The 14689-nt window shown below is 60.1% G+C and carries 19 protein-coding genes and 1 tRNA gene; all 20 read right to left on the bottom strand.

All coding sequences use genetic code 11. From position 1 onward, the window contains the following. Nucleotides 1-691: 691 nt before the first annotated feature. On the bottom strand, nt 692-1105 hold the full coding sequence (locus CHEID_RS02350) for a hypothetical protein (protein ID WP_112768628.1): 414 nt from the start codon (nt 1103-1105) through the stop codon (nt 692-694). After that, entirely contained in the window at nt 1102-1287 is a 186-nt protein-coding gene (locus CHEID_RS02345; protein ID WP_112768627.1) for a hypothetical protein, read from the bottom strand. The genes CHEID_RS02350 and CHEID_RS02345 overlap by 4 nt, the downstream gene beginning before the upstream one ends. A 19-nt stretch (nt 1288-1306) precedes the next feature. Beyond that, complete coding sequence (gene nrdI, locus CHEID_RS02340) at nt 1307-1717, bottom strand: class Ib ribonucleoside-diphosphate reductase assembly flavoprotein NrdI (protein ID WP_181645840.1); 411 nt, start codon at nt 1715-1717, stop codon at nt 1307-1309. A gap of 318 nt (nt 1718-2035) precedes the next feature. Beyond that, on the bottom strand, nt 2036-2467 hold the full coding sequence (locus CHEID_RS10530; RefSeq protein WP_369126445.1) for an ImmA/IrrE family metallo-endopeptidase: 432 nt from the start codon (nt 2465-2467) through the stop codon (nt 2036-2038). Nucleotides 2468-3054: 587 nt separating this feature from the next. Then, nucleotides 3055-3354 (bottom strand): DUF2283 domain-containing protein, encoded by a 300-nt coding sequence (locus CHEID_RS02335; RefSeq protein ID WP_112768624.1) that lies wholly within the window; start codon nt 3352-3354, stop codon nt 3055-3057. Between the two features lie 272 nt (nt 3355-3626). Further along, a tRNA-Trp gene (locus tag CHEID_RS02330) sits at nt 3627-3700 on the bottom strand. 335 nt (nt 3701-4035) lie between these two features. Further along, the gene (locus CHEID_RS02325) at nt 4036-4707 is read right to left on the bottom strand and encodes a helix-turn-helix domain-containing protein (protein WP_112768623.1); all 672 of its coding nucleotides are present in this window, start codon (nt 4705-4707) and stop codon (nt 4036-4038) included. A gap of 10 nt (nt 4708-4717) precedes the next feature. Further along, nucleotides 4718-7810 (bottom strand): ribonucleotide reductase N-terminal alpha domain-containing protein, encoded by a 3093-nt coding sequence (locus tag CHEID_RS02320; protein ID WP_112768622.1) that lies wholly within the window; start codon nt 7808-7810, stop codon nt 4718-4720. A gap of 8 nt (nt 7811-7818) precedes the next feature. Beyond that, complete coding sequence (locus CHEID_RS02315; RefSeq protein ID WP_112768621.1) at nt 7819-8241, bottom strand: RusA family crossover junction endodeoxyribonuclease; 423 nt, start codon at nt 8239-8241, stop codon at nt 7819-7821. Further along, nucleotides 8228-8485 carry a hypothetical protein gene (locus tag CHEID_RS02310; RefSeq protein WP_112768620.1) on the bottom strand — a complete coding sequence of 86 codons (258 nt, stop codon included), beginning with the start codon at nt 8483-8485 and terminating at the stop codon, nt 8228-8230. The genes CHEID_RS02315 and CHEID_RS02310 overlap by 14 nt, the downstream gene beginning before the upstream one ends. A gap of 419 nt (nt 8486-8904) precedes the next feature. Continuing rightward, complete coding sequence (locus tag CHEID_RS02305) at nt 8905-9153, bottom strand: hypothetical protein (protein ID WP_146743803.1); 249 nt, start codon at nt 9151-9153, stop codon at nt 8905-8907. Further along, the gene (gene thyX / locus CHEID_RS02300; RefSeq protein ID WP_238599215.1) at nt 9146-9880 is read right to left on the bottom strand and encodes an FAD-dependent thymidylate synthase; all 735 of its coding nucleotides are present in this window, start codon (nt 9878-9880) and stop codon (nt 9146-9148) included. Before thyX ends, CHEID_RS02305 begins: the two co-directional genes overlap by 8 nt. Further along, on the bottom strand, nt 9867-10082 hold the full coding sequence (locus CHEID_RS02295) for a DUF3310 domain-containing protein (protein WP_112768618.1): 216 nt from the start codon (nt 10080-10082) through the stop codon (nt 9867-9869). Before CHEID_RS02295 ends, thyX begins: the two co-directional genes overlap by 14 nt. Beyond that, nucleotides 10083-11186 (bottom strand): metallophosphoesterase, encoded by a 1104-nt coding sequence (locus tag CHEID_RS02290; RefSeq protein WP_112768617.1) that lies wholly within the window; start codon nt 11184-11186, stop codon nt 10083-10085. After that, nucleotides 11183-11404 (bottom strand): hypothetical protein, encoded by a 222-nt coding sequence (locus CHEID_RS02285; RefSeq protein WP_112768616.1) that lies wholly within the window; start codon nt 11402-11404, stop codon nt 11183-11185. The genes CHEID_RS02290 and CHEID_RS02285 overlap by 4 nt, the downstream gene beginning before the upstream one ends. Further along, nucleotides 11401-12006, bottom strand: a complete 606-nt coding sequence (locus CHEID_RS02280) for a hypothetical protein (RefSeq protein WP_112768615.1) — start codon at nt 12004-12006, stop codon at nt 11401-11403. The genes CHEID_RS02285 and CHEID_RS02280 overlap by 4 nt, the downstream gene beginning before the upstream one ends. A gap of 236 nt (nt 12007-12242) precedes the next feature. Then, nucleotides 12243-12668 (bottom strand): dUTP diphosphatase, encoded by a 426-nt coding sequence (gene dut / locus CHEID_RS02275; protein WP_238599214.1) that lies wholly within the window; start codon nt 12666-12668, stop codon nt 12243-12245. A gap of 19 nt (nt 12669-12687) precedes the next feature. After that, complete coding sequence (locus CHEID_RS02270; RefSeq protein ID WP_112768612.1) at nt 12688-13986, bottom strand: DnaB-like helicase C-terminal domain-containing protein; 1299 nt, start codon at nt 13984-13986, stop codon at nt 12688-12690. A gap of 79 nt (nt 13987-14065) precedes the next feature. Beyond that, the gene (locus tag CHEID_RS02265) at nt 14066-14332 is read right to left on the bottom strand and encodes a hypothetical protein (RefSeq protein WP_112768611.1); all 267 of its coding nucleotides are present in this window, start codon (nt 14330-14332) and stop codon (nt 14066-14068) included. Continuing rightward, nucleotides 14329-14685, bottom strand: a complete 357-nt coding sequence (locus CHEID_RS02260; protein WP_112768610.1) for a hypothetical protein — start codon at nt 14683-14685, stop codon at nt 14329-14331. Before CHEID_RS02260 ends, CHEID_RS02265 begins: the two co-directional genes overlap by 4 nt. Nucleotides 14686-14689 lie beyond the last annotated feature (4 nt).

Raw genomic sequence — 14689 nt, 5'->3', positions numbered from 1 at the left:
GCCTTCACCAGTTGAGGCAGCTTTCGGGCCTGGTTCGTTGCACGTCATGCGCAGTTTTCTCATGGGTCTGCATATTTCTCACTGGCGGTGTCCTTCCCGCCCCGCGTTGTCGGTTGCAGCGGCGGTGCAACAAGCGGGTTGCGAGGTTCCTCCGTGTGCGGTTGTCCGCTAGTGGTTCCTCGTGGTCTGCTTCGAGTGGTGCTTCATCGAAGTTCTTGTGTGCTTGTTTGTACATGGGTTGTCCGCACCATTGGCATGGTGTGCCGTCGATGTGGTTGCGGATGAGTCGTGCCCGTTGTTGTTGGTGTCTGTTGCCGTAGCCTCTTCGGGTGGTAGTGGTGGTGGGTGCCACGGGTGTCTACCTCCCTTGGGGTTGGGGCTAGTGGCCGATGGTCACTGCCGCTATCTGTGAGCGTTTGATGTAGGCGAGGTCGGAGCCGGGCGCGCTGCTGGTTGAGATGAGCGGGGTGTCCTCTAGCTCGCTACTAATGCACTGTTGTGCTGCTTCTCTGCATTGGTCTAGGGTGCCCTCGCATACGGTGATGTGTACGCCTGAGTTGAGTATGGCTGTGGTGTAGTGGGTGTGGACGGGTGCTGCGTCTACCCGTGTGTGTCGTGTGGTCATGGTGTATGTCCTTGGTTGTCTTGTCTCATAGTCGTTATCGGTTGGCTGTGCGGGGATAGGTAGGCGCTACGCCTCGGCGCAGTCATGGTTGAACTCCGGCTTCACTGCCGGTCCCGGTAGCCAAATCCACTCGTTACCCCCTATCCGCATACCTTCCTTCAGCTGGCCGACAACGCGGTGCTTCTTCCAGTAGCGGTCCAGTGGGTAGAGCCTCACGCGCCGGGCAACGAGGTAGGCGATGGTTTGCAGGGGGTGGCCTTCGAGCTGTAGCTCAACGTCCTCACGCATGCGCTGGAAGTTCCACACGTAATCGTTGATGTGCCGTGCCAGGCGTACCTTCTCGCGGAGGATCACGTCTTGCTCTGCACCGTCTGCTTCGAGCGTGCGGATGTTGGACTCAATGGCTGCATGGTCGCGCTTGAACTGCTTAATGCTGCGGCCTAGCTCTGCAAGGTTCCACGTGCCGATTCGTTCACTCAATTGTTCACCATCCCTATGCCCGCTCCGATCATCGCCGGGCCTATGCACAGCGTTATGGCCCAGATAACCTTCTTCCGGGTGGACAGTCTTCCTTCGATCAGGTCGTCTGAGAACATAGCGATAGACACGAACGATAGTGCTGTGCCCACTCCGATCATTGCGCCCGCGATTATGTTGGTCATGGGTCCTCCCTCCAGGTGGTCACGTGATCCCCCTGAGTCGTGTGAGTGTGTCGAAGTGTTGGGCTATGCCCGCGTCGATGGTGCGCGTGTCAGCGTCCGTGCCGCGTAGTTCACAGCGGTGTAGCACGGGCACGCGGTAGGTGGTGCTCACGTCCACAGCAGCCCGGCAGAACAGCCCGCCGAAGTTCCTGTTCCCTGTGCCTATCACCCCAACCAGTAGGCTGTGGTTGTTCTCGAGCCAGCGCGCTACCTGTGGCGGGATCGTGTTGCCCGCCCGTGGTTGCTCGTAGGTGGGGGTGATGAGGATGTAGGGTGCAGTCGCGCCTTCCCCTATTGGGCGCGTCTCGCACTGCAGCTTGTCGGCTAGGGCTTTAGTGTTCCCGCTGGGGGATGACCAGTAGTAGGCCAGGGGTGTGTGCTCATGGCTCATCGTGGACCAGCTCGATGGGTTCATCGTCGTACACCACGCCACCCCCGTCTCTCTTGGCCTCTCCATGCTGCTGGGCCATCTATTCCAGCCATCGTCTTTCTACGGGGTAGATAGGCTGCGGCTCGCGCCCGTGCTTCAGGTCCTGCTTCGCTTTGCGCCTACCGGTGCGCCTGCAGTCACGCATGAACCAGGTGGCAGTCTTCCGTTTGCACGGGTAGATCCAGCGGTGCCCTCCCCGTTGGTCGCGGTAGTCGCGGCTCATGCCACCTCCCGAAGTTGTTAGATGTGGTAGATGTGTCGGCACCTGGTAGATGTGCGCTAGTCAGGGATCTCTCCAGCGGTACTCGCAGGATCGCTAGTGCGAACTCGCAAAGTGTGAAGCCTCCGGGACATGGAATCTATGGGAACGTCGAACCTGTCAGCCATCTGGTAGAGCGAAAGCCCATCACCAATAAACCGCCTAACCGCTTCTTCAGGCATTAGGATCGAAGCGGCGAATTCATTGGCATAGACTTCATATGCTCTCCCCCGGTCATTGTCCGACCTTTTGTCCACATATCCAACACCATTACTCAGTCCGCCATCGTTTTGCACACAATCTACGAAGTGGCCTAGCTCATGGGCGCAAGTGAACCGCGAACGAGTTTTCGATTGGCTCCGGCTTACGTAGATCTCAGCACCTGTTGACGTCCCGATAACCATGCCGTATGTATCGCCATCAAGCTGGGCCAGAAACACGCTGGGGCCCATTTTGCGGGCCAAGGCCACCGGATCAACGGGGATAGAGTCATCCCAATAAAAACTTAAGATGTTGTCGGCATCGCGGCGAGCATGATCACGAAGGTCTCCGAAGGTTCTGAGTTCATGCGCCTCCCCGTCTGAACCTTTCTTTACTATCATGCCCACCTGCCTGACTACCGTCGAATTTAGTAGATGTCAGTAACCCCGGCGATGTGCGCTAGGCAGGGATCTCTCCGGGGCTTTCGTGCGCGCCCGGGCCTCGAACCCGGGTGGGAAACTCACTCGCGCTGCCACCTATTGCGTAGCACCCGTGGCTAGGGCTGCGGATTCTTGCGCTAGGACCACGTTCGCCTGCGGCCTAGTTCGCTTGCTACAACCGGTCTCCTTCTTACCGGAGGGTGTCGCACCATTCCGATTTACCAGGGCCAGTACACCAGCCCTTCGACGATCACCCTGCGTTACAGGTTTTTCACCGCTAGTTTCACACTCTGACGGTTTTGCGGGAGGCTCAGCCCAGTGTGAATGCCGCTGCCCGCCGCGTGGTTATCCTTGCCACGCCCCGTGCGCCCCCTGGACTCGAACCAGGGCGTATGCCATTAGCGCTCCCCAATCAGCCTCTCGATCCAGCCGTCAACAGCCTCACGGTATGTCTCACCTTTGCTAAGCAGGCAGCAGGTGTCCGGCGCGGCAAAACCTATTTGCCACGGCTTTTCGGCCTGAGGGGTACGGTTGATCGCGATGTGATAGTCGGACGTAAGGATTTCGACACCGACGGCTTTACCGTTCCCATCCAGGTCAACGTTGACCAATGGGCTGACTTGCACGGTTTCGTATACCCTGCGATCCGTTAGGTAAATGTAGGCGACACCAGTTTCTTGATCTTCAACGACCTTCACGGCTGCGCATCTCCTTCAAGTTTTTTGCCCTTGTACTCGCTCGCCATAAGTCGCTTTCCTAGCACGTCACCGGGACTTCGGTGCGGCGGGGTGACACTCCCCGCTCATGGCGGTTTACCAGTGGGAGTGTCACTTAGTTGCGCTGGATCGCTTAATGCCAAGTCCTCTCCAGCTCAGGAAGTGGCATAGGTCGGGGAGCTACCCCTAAGGTCGAACAAAGGATTTCTCAGGCGTTAGCCCTACTCCCATTCGGGAACCCAGATCAACCTTTGCACGCCCGGCAGGACTCGAACCTGCAACCGCCTGCTTTGGAAACAGTTGCTCTGCCAAATTGAGCTACGGGCATATAGAACGCCAGGAGGTATGGGGGTTCCTCCTATGAACGGCGCGACCACGCAACCTATCCGAATAACGGAAGAACCCAGGGGTTCTTATCGGAAGCATGGAACCTTTACACGATCCCAATAACGCCGGATCTTTAAGCAGTAGGGTGCGAGCCAGGGGCAGTAGGATGCAAGCCAGCGCCGGGGTGACTGAGAAGTGAGCAGGCGGTCACAATCGTTCATCCTGTGTCTGCTCAGTCTTCCCCCGGATGCAAGGACCCCAATCTTTACGTTTCAGCCCATGAATCCCCCGCCGAAACAACCTCACATATCTATTATATGCCCCACCGGCAGAAGGTTAGCCCGGTAGTGTTTTCCCTCTATTCCGGTTCTGCATTTTCACCTGCATCATGGTCAGCAGATCCTCCTTCGAATACTCGAACCCATGACCGCACTTGATGTGCCGCACCACTCCACTATTCCTCCACTCACGGAGTGTCCTTTCAGACCTGCCGGATATTTCCCGCGCCTGTTCCTCACTCACCCATTCCTCGGACTCATTCGGGAACATCTTCAGCGAATACCACCGCACATCCTCCATCGCCCGGAGAATTGGCTCCACACCCTCAGTGAGCACGACCTCACCGGCATAGGCCCGCAGGTGTGCGATAGTGGGCCGTATCGGCTCCAGGTAGTCGTGCCCATTGGGGTTGCCCCATAGGTCGAACTCATCTTCATCCATACCCAAAGCACCAAGGCCTTTGCATTCGCCGTTGACCCACCAGAACCCGCGTATCGGCTGCGGAGGTATGGACCCCACCGCCATGCAGTAGCGGGCCAGGGTGCCGACCCCAGCGGCCTCCATGTCGCCCATCTCCAGCGCGTGCACACTGATGGGGGTTGACGGCCCGAACCCGCCGAACACTGGCACGTCCGAGTAGCCCACGTTGCCGGGCATCATCCGGGCGCGGTGGCGGCGTATCAGGTCCGGGGTTGCGGCCAGGTGCTCACGTAACTGCTCAGCATCCACAAGCGCCCCCTTAGAGTTGGCACGCTTCGCAGTACCCAGCGGCCGTGTTCTCCAACTGAGTGCCCGATAGCGCCGCCTGACGTAGACGGATGTAGTACAGCGTCTTAATGCCCTTACGCCACGCATAGATCCGTGCCCGGTCCAGCTCCCGCGTGGTCGCATCCGCGTTGAAGAACAGGGTGCAGGACTGACCCTGATCCACCCAGCGTTGCGACACCGCATAGGTGTCGATCAGCTTGTACGGGCCGATCTTGTACGCGTCGTGGTACATCGCAACGTTGTCCTCGTTGAGGTGCGGGGCCGGGTAGTAGACGCGGCCTAACTTCCCCTCCTTGCGGATTTCGACGGGCGCGGCGATGGGGTGGATGCTGGCGGTGGCGTGGTTGATGTAGCTGATCGACCCGGTTGGCGGGATGGCCTGGAGGTAGGCGTTGGCCATGCCGTGTCGTTGCACTTCTTCTCTTAGGTGCTGCCACTGTTCCCGGTTGGGGGCGGTGATGTCACCCAGGATCGTCGGATCATCCCCCACTTCTTCCAGCCAGGGTTCCACTACCCGGTCGAACCACGCCCCGGTGTCGTACTCGCTGCCGTCGAAGTAGGCGTGTGGGCCGTGCTCCTTCGCCAGCTCAACGCTCGCCAGCATCGCCGCCCACGTCACCAGCGCCATGTACCGGTCCCAGAGGCGTAGCGCTTCCTCACTGCCGTACTCGATGCCGTGGTGAGCTAACGCCCCGTGCAGGTTCATCTGCCCCAGCCCGATGCTGTGCGACCGGTCGTTACCGGCCTTCACGGTCGGCGCTGCGGTGATGTTCGTGGAGCGGCTGACCCGATCCAGGGCGCGAACAGCGACCATGACGGTGTTCACGAATGAGGCCGTGTCCAAGTCAAGCATCCGCTTCACGTTCAAGCTGCCGAGATTGCAGCTAATGTCCGCGCCCGTCTCATCGAACGACAAGTCATCGTTGAGCTTCGACGGGGTTTGCAGCTGAAGGATCTCCGAGCAGTTGCCAGTCCTGATGCCGTTGAACACAACCTTGTGGAGCTTCGGTTCGTTCAGGCAGTAGGTGTCATCCACACGGCCCTCATTGGTCACGCTTTCAACGCGGATGTAACCGTTAGCCGCTCGGTTTCCGCGAACCTTCTCAATCACCACACGCTTTGTCGGCAGCCCGAGATCCCTGAGCTTCTGCGTCTCAGACCCGCTGATGATGAGTCGGTACGCCACCTTGGTTGGGTAAGCCTTCTGCCCTTCCTTGAACTTCGTCATCCCGGCATCGCGCACCTTGGACCACTTGGCTTCCACCCCAAGTGTGGTGAGTAGCAGGCGTACCTCTTCGAGGAAGCCGGGGTGAATGGATCCGATCTGGATGCCAGCGCGGCCATCTCCCCAACCGTCCCCGTCGATAAGCCCAGCGAGCCACTGGAGGCGGCTTTGGAAGCTGTACTCGATAGGCACGGTGAACTTGCGCGGCACAGAGCTGTGCAACGTGTAGGACACACGCCCGGTAGCGTCCGGCTTCAGCGAGCTTGTCTTGTACTCGATGTGCTCTCCCAGATGGGTTTTACCTGGATAAAGACGGAGCACCGGTGTTCCGTCTGGCGTGTACGTGCCGTCTGCGGTGTGCAGGCCGGCCGTGTATGCCTGCGGGAAGTCTGGCGCATCTGGGTTGTCCACTACGGGTAGTCGGAACTTTTCGAGCATGTCCCCTGGCTTCAGGTCGCATGCCTGCGTTTCGACTACTTTGCGGTTCCCGTATCCACTCTTGACGTAGAACTTGTGGTAGGGGGTCACGTCCATGCTTGCCCCGTTGGTGAAGTCCACCGTGAGGAGCGGCTTGTTCTCCCCGGTTTGGGCGACGTAGGAGCGGGAGAACTCTTGCCCGTTCCAGGCGTTGACGTGTTGCCCTGCTAGGTCCTTGATCTCGAAGTACCCCTTGTCTGTGAGCAGTTTCGTTTCCGGCGCTACACACAGGTTGCTCATCTGCACCCGCGCCACATGCCCCATCGGGTGCGACCGGTTCACCGTGTCCTCGAACACGACGTATGGGTAGCCGGATTCGAACTGGATCTGCGAGAGGGTCTGGAAGAACACGCGGGCGTTGATCTTCGTCTTGCTGATCCGGTCGTCCTCAACCCAGGACTTGTAGTGCTCGGTCACGGACAGGTCGCTGAAAGGCTTACCCTCCACACGCTCCACGTCGTAGGGGGAGAACAAATACATGTCCTTGTTCTCCTTCGCCAGGGTAAACGTGATGTCCGGGATGATCACGCCCAGGGAGAGAGTCTTGATGCGGATCTTCTCATCCGCGTTTTCCCGCTTGGTGTCGAGGAACCGCATGATGTCGGGGTGGTGTGCGTTGAGGTACACGGCCCCCGCGCCTTGGCGTTGGCCTAGCTGATTGGCGTAGCTGAACGTGTCCTCCAGAATCTTCATCACGGGGATGACACCACTGGAGGTGTTGGGCACCTCCTTGATTGGTGCGCCGGATTCGCGGAGGTTGGTGAGGTTGAGCCCCACCCCGCCGCCACGCTTCGAGAGCTGCAGGCTGTTCGTGATGGCGCGCCCGATGGACTCCATGTTGTCGTCTAGGCGGATGAGGAAGCACGACACCCTCTCCCCTCCCTGGGCACGCCCGGCGTTGAGGAACGTGGGTGTGGCTGGCTGGAAGCACCCGCCGATGATGATGTCGATGAGGTCCTGGGCTAGTTGGTAGTCGCCGCCGGATAGATCAATGGCGCACATCACAACCCGGTCTTCGAACCTCTCGGAGTAGCGATTGCCGTCCTTGTTGCGGAGCGCGTACTGACTGTAGAACTTCCTGGCTCCGAGGAAGGATTGGAACCGGAACTTGTAGCCGTATGCGCGTTGGAACAGTGCTTTGAATTGGTCGAACGGGAACGTCTCAACCGTGGCTTTATCCCAGAGGTTGTTCTCCAGGAGGTAGCGGGTCTTCTCCTCCAAGCTGTGGAAGAACTGAGTGTTCTCGTTGACGTGCTCTAGGTGGTAAGCGCGGGCCGCTTCTTTGTCTTTATCGAGTTGTAGGTTCCCGTTTTCATCGAGGATGTTCACTTGGCTATTCAGGTCGATATACGTTTCGGTCAATTCATTCCCTAACTAGAAGAACCCCCGCTAGTTGCGGGGGTTAGTCGTATGTGAGCACCTGTCGTCTCACCTGGTCTAGCGCGCCGCTTATGCGCGATGATGTGCACCACCTGCGAATCATCCGCATAGGCCGCGCCGGTCATCCCGTCGCACGTGGAGCGCAGCAGCTTATCGAGGTCTGGCCGCACGTCCATTGGTGGCGCGGTCTTGTCTCCGAGGTTTTTGGGCCGGGGCATGACGAACTCCACGAACAGGCGTAGTGGCCCGGTGGCGGGTTCGCCGGTGAATGCTCTGGCCACTGCAGCGCGCCACGGCGAGACTTTCTTGCTGGACTCAACGAGCACGCACCTGCCGCCGCGCACGAACCCGCTTTTTGATCCCTGCGGCGCGGGCACCCCGGGCACGAACACCTTCATCTCAGTCAGTGTCATGCTGGCTCAGCTCCGCGTGCATCAGGTACGACTCGAACGTCGCCTTGTCTTTGGCAGTGACCATCGCATCCACGCTGTGCGCCGGGATGTGGATAGTGATCCCTTCGTCGTCCGTGACGCGGACGAACTGGTCGGTCTCCACGATTGAGCCACGGGCAAAGCCCTGCTTCTCGTCGTATTCGTCTCCGTCTCGTACAGGATCCCCGAAGGCAACCTGTCCGTATCCGAGTGGTCTAGGAAACATGCGTGTCCTCTCTCATCATGCGGCCCGCTGCTGTCAGTAGGCCCTCTAATTCCTCACGTGGCCTGTACCTCAGTCCACGTACCGCAAGAATCGAATCTCCCAAGGTTTTCCACTCCCCAGGGTGATGCCGCGCCATTGCCAGCAGCTCCGCATCCGTGGCCGGTGTCCCCCACATGGGGTTGCGTAGCTTGTCGCGGACGACCGTTGGCACCGATCTGACATCGAGGCCCGTTTCGTGGCATTGCGAGAAAAGACCCCACCATGTGAGGAAGTACACGGTGGGGTAGTCCTTCTCTAGGAAGTGTTGTGGTGGATCGTGGCCTATGCGGGTGAACGAGCCGACCCAGTAGGTTGCCCATTCCCTAGCCCATGCCAGGGCGTTCTTGCGGGCTTCTTTGACTTGCTTGCGGTCTATTTCCTCAGGGGATAATTCCCGCTTCCTTGCGATGTTCCACCCCTTCGTTGAGCTGCTGTGCGCGGTCTGCCACGTGATCTATGGCGATGGCTAGGGCTTGCGCGTCTTCGATGCCCACGATCATCGAGGCCTCGATGTTGACGCTGTAGTAGCCGTCTGTCGTGGTGTGGAGCTTGACTATTGCGCCGGGCAGTTCGATGTACATGCTGTGTGCTGCGGTGGCGTCGCTGGCTTCATCGAGTGGGCTAGGCAACTTTCGCCCCCTCCCCGAAGATGGTTGGGGCTACGGTCGCTAGCCGGTCTTTGGCTAGTGCCATGACTTCCTGCATTTCCGCGTCCGCGTCTGGTGCTGAGCGGCGTTGAATAACTTCGTGCCATGCGCGTAGGTTGCCGGTGACCACGATTTTCGTTTCGATCATGTTGGGTAGCACGGCGCGGGCCGCTTCACGGGCCTGCTTCCGTAGTAGCTGGGCTGCCCCGACCAATTGGTCATACACGAGAGCGTCCACGATGTAGTCATAGGCATCCAGCGCATTCGACGCTGCGGACCTAGCTTCCAGCTCTTCAGGCGCCCTGGGAGGCTTTCTAAGCGCCGGTGGCAAAACGATGTTTGCCTCAGACTCATCCACGAACCGTTGTGAGAGCTGCGAGTAAGACAAATGCCGGTGGCGGATTAGCTCATGGGTGAAAGCGCGGCTCACCCCCGTGAAATAGAGGGTCGCGGTGGCGTGCTCCGCGATGGACCAATGCCCCTTCTCGAACAAGGTGGCGCGCACGTAATCCCGCGTGTCAGCGGTTGACGGGTTAGGCCGGTGGAACGACTCATAGCAAGCACGGCCCGCGAATTCGGTTAGGTATTCTGCATCGGTGCCTTCGCCGCGATCCATGACGCTTGTGCAGAACGGGCCACGGTAAGCCATGTCCGCGTCGTTGATGGCGGTTGATGCGACCAGCATCACCTCCGGTTCAACTGTCTTCATCTCGCTCCTTCAGGTCGATCCATCGGTTCAGGTACCACTGCGCTTTGCGGAGGTCCTGAAGTTCGTTGTCTTTCTTCCCCGCCCTGGCCGTGTACTTGAAGACGTTGGCTAGGTGGGGTGAGTGCATGAAAAAGGCCTCGATAACGTCAATCGCCTCGAGGCCGTTGGTCTTGTAATGGTCAGGGTTTACCGGGTCGCTCAATCACACCACCCCGATGTTCGTTGGCACACCATTGATCGTGTCGTATGCGAGAATCCCCGGCTTCGACGACGCCCCGCTCTTCTCCGCGAACCACGTTGATTGCGTCTCCAGGCTTGGCCCGAACATGATCCACTTATCCGCCGTGAAATTACTCACCTGCATGGAGTGGAAATGCCCGCACATCATCACCTGCGCACGGCCGGGGGCGCGGCCATGCACCGCCATACCGGACCACCACTTCTCAGCGCCGGTCATCTTCCCGGAGAAGTAGTGCCCGTGGACGCTGGTGAACGTTGTGTCGCCAACCTCGTAGGTGACGTGCCCTTCATGGGGGCGCGGGTAGTACCACGTCACCGGGTAGTTGCCGAACTCATCGAACGACTGCTGCACCGCGTTCACGATGTCCACGTCGAACGAGTCCGTCAGCGGACGGCCCTGCACGCGGGTGGTCTCCCCGTGGTTACCGGGGATAGCGGACACGATCACCCGCTGCCCCGCGTGAAGCGCCTCTTGCACCGTCCACGACACCAGGTGCCGGGCGATACGCAGTTGCTCCGTGAGAGTGCAGTCCATCCCGGCGATGTTCTTGCCGTTCTGCGACACTTGCCCCTCGATGAGGTCACCGAGGAAAGCGAGGTGTACGCCCTCCCACGCCCCATCCAGGGCTGCTGTGACGGAGGCCCGCCACCGCTCCATGATCTTTTCCGTGCCGCCGCCGTCACCCTCGCCCTTGCCGATGTGGGTGTCGCCGATCTGGAGTGTGCGCCAGCCCGCGCGGTGTTCGCTGGGGGGTTCGATGTCCTCGTAGATCGAGTCGATCAAGTCCTCCACGTCGAACGAGCGGGGGATGCGGGGGACGATCCGTGCGCGGTATGCGTGCTTCGTGCCATGACCGGGCACCTCCCACGCGGAATGCCGCACAGCGCCATCGACCTGCCACCTATCGGGGTCAAGGTCCATCGCCTCCAGCACGTGCTGCCAGTCCGGTTCTTCCCCGTCGGAGTAGGCCGGGGTGGTGACGTGCCCTCCGGTGTCGGTGACGTCGCACCCGGCCCGCCATTCCGGGGGTGTGGTCAGCGCTCTCAGCGCATCGAGGTTGTTCATACGGCCCCCTTCAGCGCCCTGGCGTAGTCCTGCAGAGCCGATAGGGAGAACCGGTAGGGGTTCTCATCTAGCTTCGTGATGGTCTGGTAGACGACGGATGGGGGGCTTACCCGGAGCGCTTGGTGGATGATGTCCCGCTCCTCCGGGCTGAACGACATGATCCATTCCTTCGTGCTGCGCGGTTCGAAGGTGGTGGGTAGGTCTGCGAGTGTGGTCACTGCTCCCCCTTCAGCGCGTCGGCGATATTGCTTAGCTCGTTCCGCTTACCCGTTGGCATCTTCGAGCACTGCCCATACACCCACACGTTGAGCGGGGCCTTGTTGCAGAAGGTGACCAATGGGCTGAGGTGTTCGCCCGTGGGGTAGACCACGACGCTCCACCCCTTAGGCCCGCCGATACGCTCAGCCGGGAAAGTGACGGAAACATCGTTGATAACGAGGTCTCGCACGATCTTCGACAGAGCTTTCGGAGTGAGCGCGTGATCTTCGGACTTCATGGGCGGCACCCCCTCGATGGTCAGAGCCTCCGCGTCCAGCGTGACCTCCAGCGGGCTAGCGTCCGTCTTTCTTGCCCTGCCCGATACTCGCAGCATGGCCAACGCCTGCTTTATCTGCGTAGCGCCCACGTTCACCGTGGTGTCGGCGATTCCGGGCGCGTCGATGACTGCGGTTGCCATCACTAATCTGTCCGTGGTTTGGATGTAGAGCTTTCCATCCCGACCGGTGAGGAATACACGGTCCAACTGCTCGTAGGATTGGCCTACGTGCTTCAGAGCCTCATTCATGTTGTGGTAGAACTCGTTGACTTTAACTGTGGTCATTTATTCACCATTCTGTATCTATGCTTTCGCGTTTCAATAACCGCCCCATCGCCTTTCAGCCGCTCCATTAGCGGCTCAACGAGGGGCTTATGATCCGTCACGACGCACGCTTTGAGGACGGTGAGGGAATGTTCCTCACCGTCTGCTAGTGCATCCATGACGGCGTACTCAGCGCCGTCCACCCCTAGCCCTCTGGGCCGAGAAAAGCAGGCCCGCTAGGCCGGGACATGTGGGGGCTATACGCCCGTGCTGCCATGCCCACCATCCCCCCGCTCCGTGTCGTCCAGCGCGTCCACGGTCTCTAGATCCGGGAGCGCTACCGGCTGCACCACCAGCTGCGCGATACGGTCACCCGGCTCGATGCGGAACTGCTCACTGCCGCTGTTGTGCAGGTTGACAAGCACCTCGCCCGTGTACCCGTGATCCACCACACCAGGCGCATTCAGCACGCTCACGCCGTACTTCGCCGCCAAACCACTACGCGGACACACCAAGCCCACATAGCCGTGCGGTATCTCCACATGCACCCCAGTGCGCACCAACCGGCGGCCCCGGATCGGGACCACCGCATACTCGCTAGCCCTCAGGTCCAATCCCGCGTCCCCATCATGGGAACGAGAAGGGACAAAACCGCCATCGTCAATAACAATTTTCATTCGCATGTTCATCTAAAACCTTTCGCTAATACCTAAAACTCGGTGCCCTATAATCACTAAACCGTGCGAAATGCAGCTGATTAGCCACAGTCGCAGTAGAAACACGCCCGCCACGATTCTTCGCCACAATCACATCAGCCTCACCAGCCCGCTCATGATCCGGATTCGTCGCATCCGGGCGGTGAATCAGCAGCACCATGTCAGCGTCCTGCTCCAACGACCCCGACTCGCGCAGATCACTAGCGCGGGGTAGCGCATCGTCGCCACGAGACTCCACGCCACGGTTGAGCTGAGCAATCGCAATGATCGGGACCTTCAGTTGCTTGGCGAGGAGCTTCAGCTGGCGGCTGATCTCACTGACCTCCGCCTGCCGCGACTCAGCTTTCGTGCCGCTCTTCAACAGCTGCAGGTAGTCCACGACGATCAACTGCACCCCGTTGCACTGCACTGCGGCGCGGGACTTCGCGATGATGTCCAACATCGTCAGCCGGGGTGAGTCGTCGATCAGCATGGGCGCGTCAGTCAGCTTGTCCCGGTGGTCGCCGATCCTCTCCCAGTCGCCCTCATCGAGCGGCATGGTTCCGCGCAGCTTCGACAGCAGCACGTCGGACTCAGCGGAGATGATCCGCTCCTGCACCTCAGCCCTGCTCATCTCCAGACTGAACAGGAGGGTGGGGATTCTGCCCCGTAGGGATAGTTCCCGCATGATGTCCACGGCCAAGGTCGATTTACCCACGCCGGGCCGCGCCGCCATGATCACCATCTGCCCAGGCCTGAACCCGCCGGTGATGTCATCCAGCTCCGCGAACCCAGACGGGAGGCCGCGTGCCGTGGCACCGTCGCTCAGCCCGTCTAGGAGTTCGTCTATCCCCTCGGTGATGAGGCGCGGGGAGTCCACGTCATCCTCAGCGCTCTCTAGGAGCTGCTGCTGGATGATGTGGTCAATCTCCGATAGGGGCGCGTCAGAGTCCGCGAGCTGCGCTATCCGCGCCCCCGCTTGCTTCAGCCTCCAGCGGCGTGCTGCTTCCACGACTAGCCGGGTGTGGTAGTCGATGGATGCGGGCATGCACGCTGTGACCGTGAGGTCGTGGAGGTAGAGTGCCCCGCCTACGCGGTCGAGGTCGCCGCGCCGGTCTAGCTCGCTGGCTGTGGTGATGGGGTCTACCGGGTTGCCGTCTCTCCAGAGGGTGATGATGGCTTGGTAGATCGCCGCGTGTGAGGGCTTAAGGAGGTCTGTGGGTTTGAGTGTTTCTACTGTGGTTGGGATTGTGGCGGGTGAGTTGAGTAGGCATCCGAGGATTGCTTTCTCACTGTCTCCCGCCATTGGTTATCTCAGGTAGGTCCAGGGGCCAGTGCGGGGGCGCGTGATGAGATCAATCAGTTTGCTTAGCATTCTCATTCGACTACCTCCGGCTCGGTGATGGTGGGGTGCCATCCGGGTTCCAGGCGCGGGGGAGGTCGAAGCGTGGGGCCAGAACGCGATACGGCTCTTCGGCAGCCTCGTCACAGTCATCTGTGTATTCGACGTAGGCGAACCCCTTGAAGCGCTCGTCGGATATGGTGCTGCTCTTCAGGATCCCTAATCCGCATGTTGCATTTACCCACATGCCAACACACTGCTCCCGCTCCTCCGGGGTCATGTCCAGGAGTGTGCGGTTGTGTTCTGTCATTTCACTTGCTCCCATTCTGTGATTGTTCGCCGCATGATTCGTTGTTCGCTTCCGCTGCCCGCGATGAAGCTGGGCACTAGCGCGTCCTGGCAGCGGGGCACTGGCATCCCGGCCCGCATCCATTTGTCGCTGCCTGGCTCCTGCCATTCGGCGATGAACTCTTCACGGGGTTGTTCGTCCTGCCCCCAGCGGAGGATGTACCGCGTGGTGGGGCCTAGCTGCTGTGGGGTGAGTGGGCCGTTGTGGCCCGCCTGCCACCACTGCTCGTTGCTGGACCAGATCGGTGCCGCCCCGGGTGCTGCGGCGATGGTTCCTTCAGGTACGGGCCGCTCGTAGTCTGAGGTGCCGCTCAACGTC

Origin of the sequence: Corynebacterium heidelbergense (assembly GCF_028609845.1) — a bacterium.
Taxonomy (GTDB): domain Bacteria; phylum Actinomycetota; class Actinomycetes; order Mycobacteriales; family Mycobacteriaceae; genus Corynebacterium; species Corynebacterium heidelbergense.
The sequence above is the reverse complement of the archived record's forward strand: the minus strand, read 5'-3'. Positions and strand labels throughout refer to the sequence as shown.

What these genes read in the sequence shown, in the direction of transcription:
- CHEID_RS02345 (WP_112768627.1), bottom strand. Translation starts at nt 1,287, where the DNA reads ATGACCAACATAATCGCGGGCGCAATGATCGGAGTGGGCACAGCACTA.
- nrdI (WP_181645840.1), bottom strand. Translation starts at nt 1,717, where the DNA reads ATGAGCCATGAGCACACACCCCTGGCCTACTACTGGTCATCCCCCAGC.
- CHEID_RS10530 (WP_369126445.1), bottom strand. Translation starts at nt 2,467, where the DNA reads ATGGGCCCCAGCGTGTTTCTGGCCCAGCTTGATGGCGATACATACGGC.
- CHEID_RS02315 (WP_112768621.1), bottom strand. Translation starts at nt 8,241, where the DNA reads ATGACACTGACTGAGATGAAGGTGTTCGTGCCCGGGGTGCCCGCGCCG.
- CHEID_RS02310 (WP_112768620.1), bottom strand. Translation starts at nt 8,485, where the DNA reads ATGTTTCCTAGACCACTCGGATACGGACAGGTTGCCTTCGGGGATCCT.
- thyX (WP_238599215.1), bottom strand. Translation starts at nt 9,880, where the DNA reads ATGAAGACAGTTGAACCGGAGGTGATGCTGGTCGCATCAACCGCCATC.
- CHEID_RS02290 (WP_112768617.1), bottom strand. Translation starts at nt 11,186, where the DNA reads ATGAACAACCTCGATGCGCTGAGAGCGCTGACCACACCCCCGGAATGG.
- CHEID_RS02280 (WP_112768615.1), bottom strand. Translation starts at nt 12,006, where the DNA reads ATGACCACAGTTAAAGTCAACGAGTTCTACCACAACATGAATGAGGCT.
- dut (WP_238599214.1), bottom strand. Translation starts at nt 12,668, where the DNA reads ATGCGAATGAAAATTGTTATTGACGATGGCGGTTTTGTCCCTTCTCGT.
- CHEID_RS02270 (WP_112768612.1), bottom strand. Translation starts at nt 13,986, where the DNA reads ATGGCGGGAGACAGTGAGAAAGCAATCCTCGGATGCCTACTCAACTCA.
- CHEID_RS02265 (WP_112768611.1), bottom strand. Translation starts at nt 14,332, where the DNA reads ATGACAGAACACAACCGCACACTCCTGGACATGACCCCGGAGGAGCGG.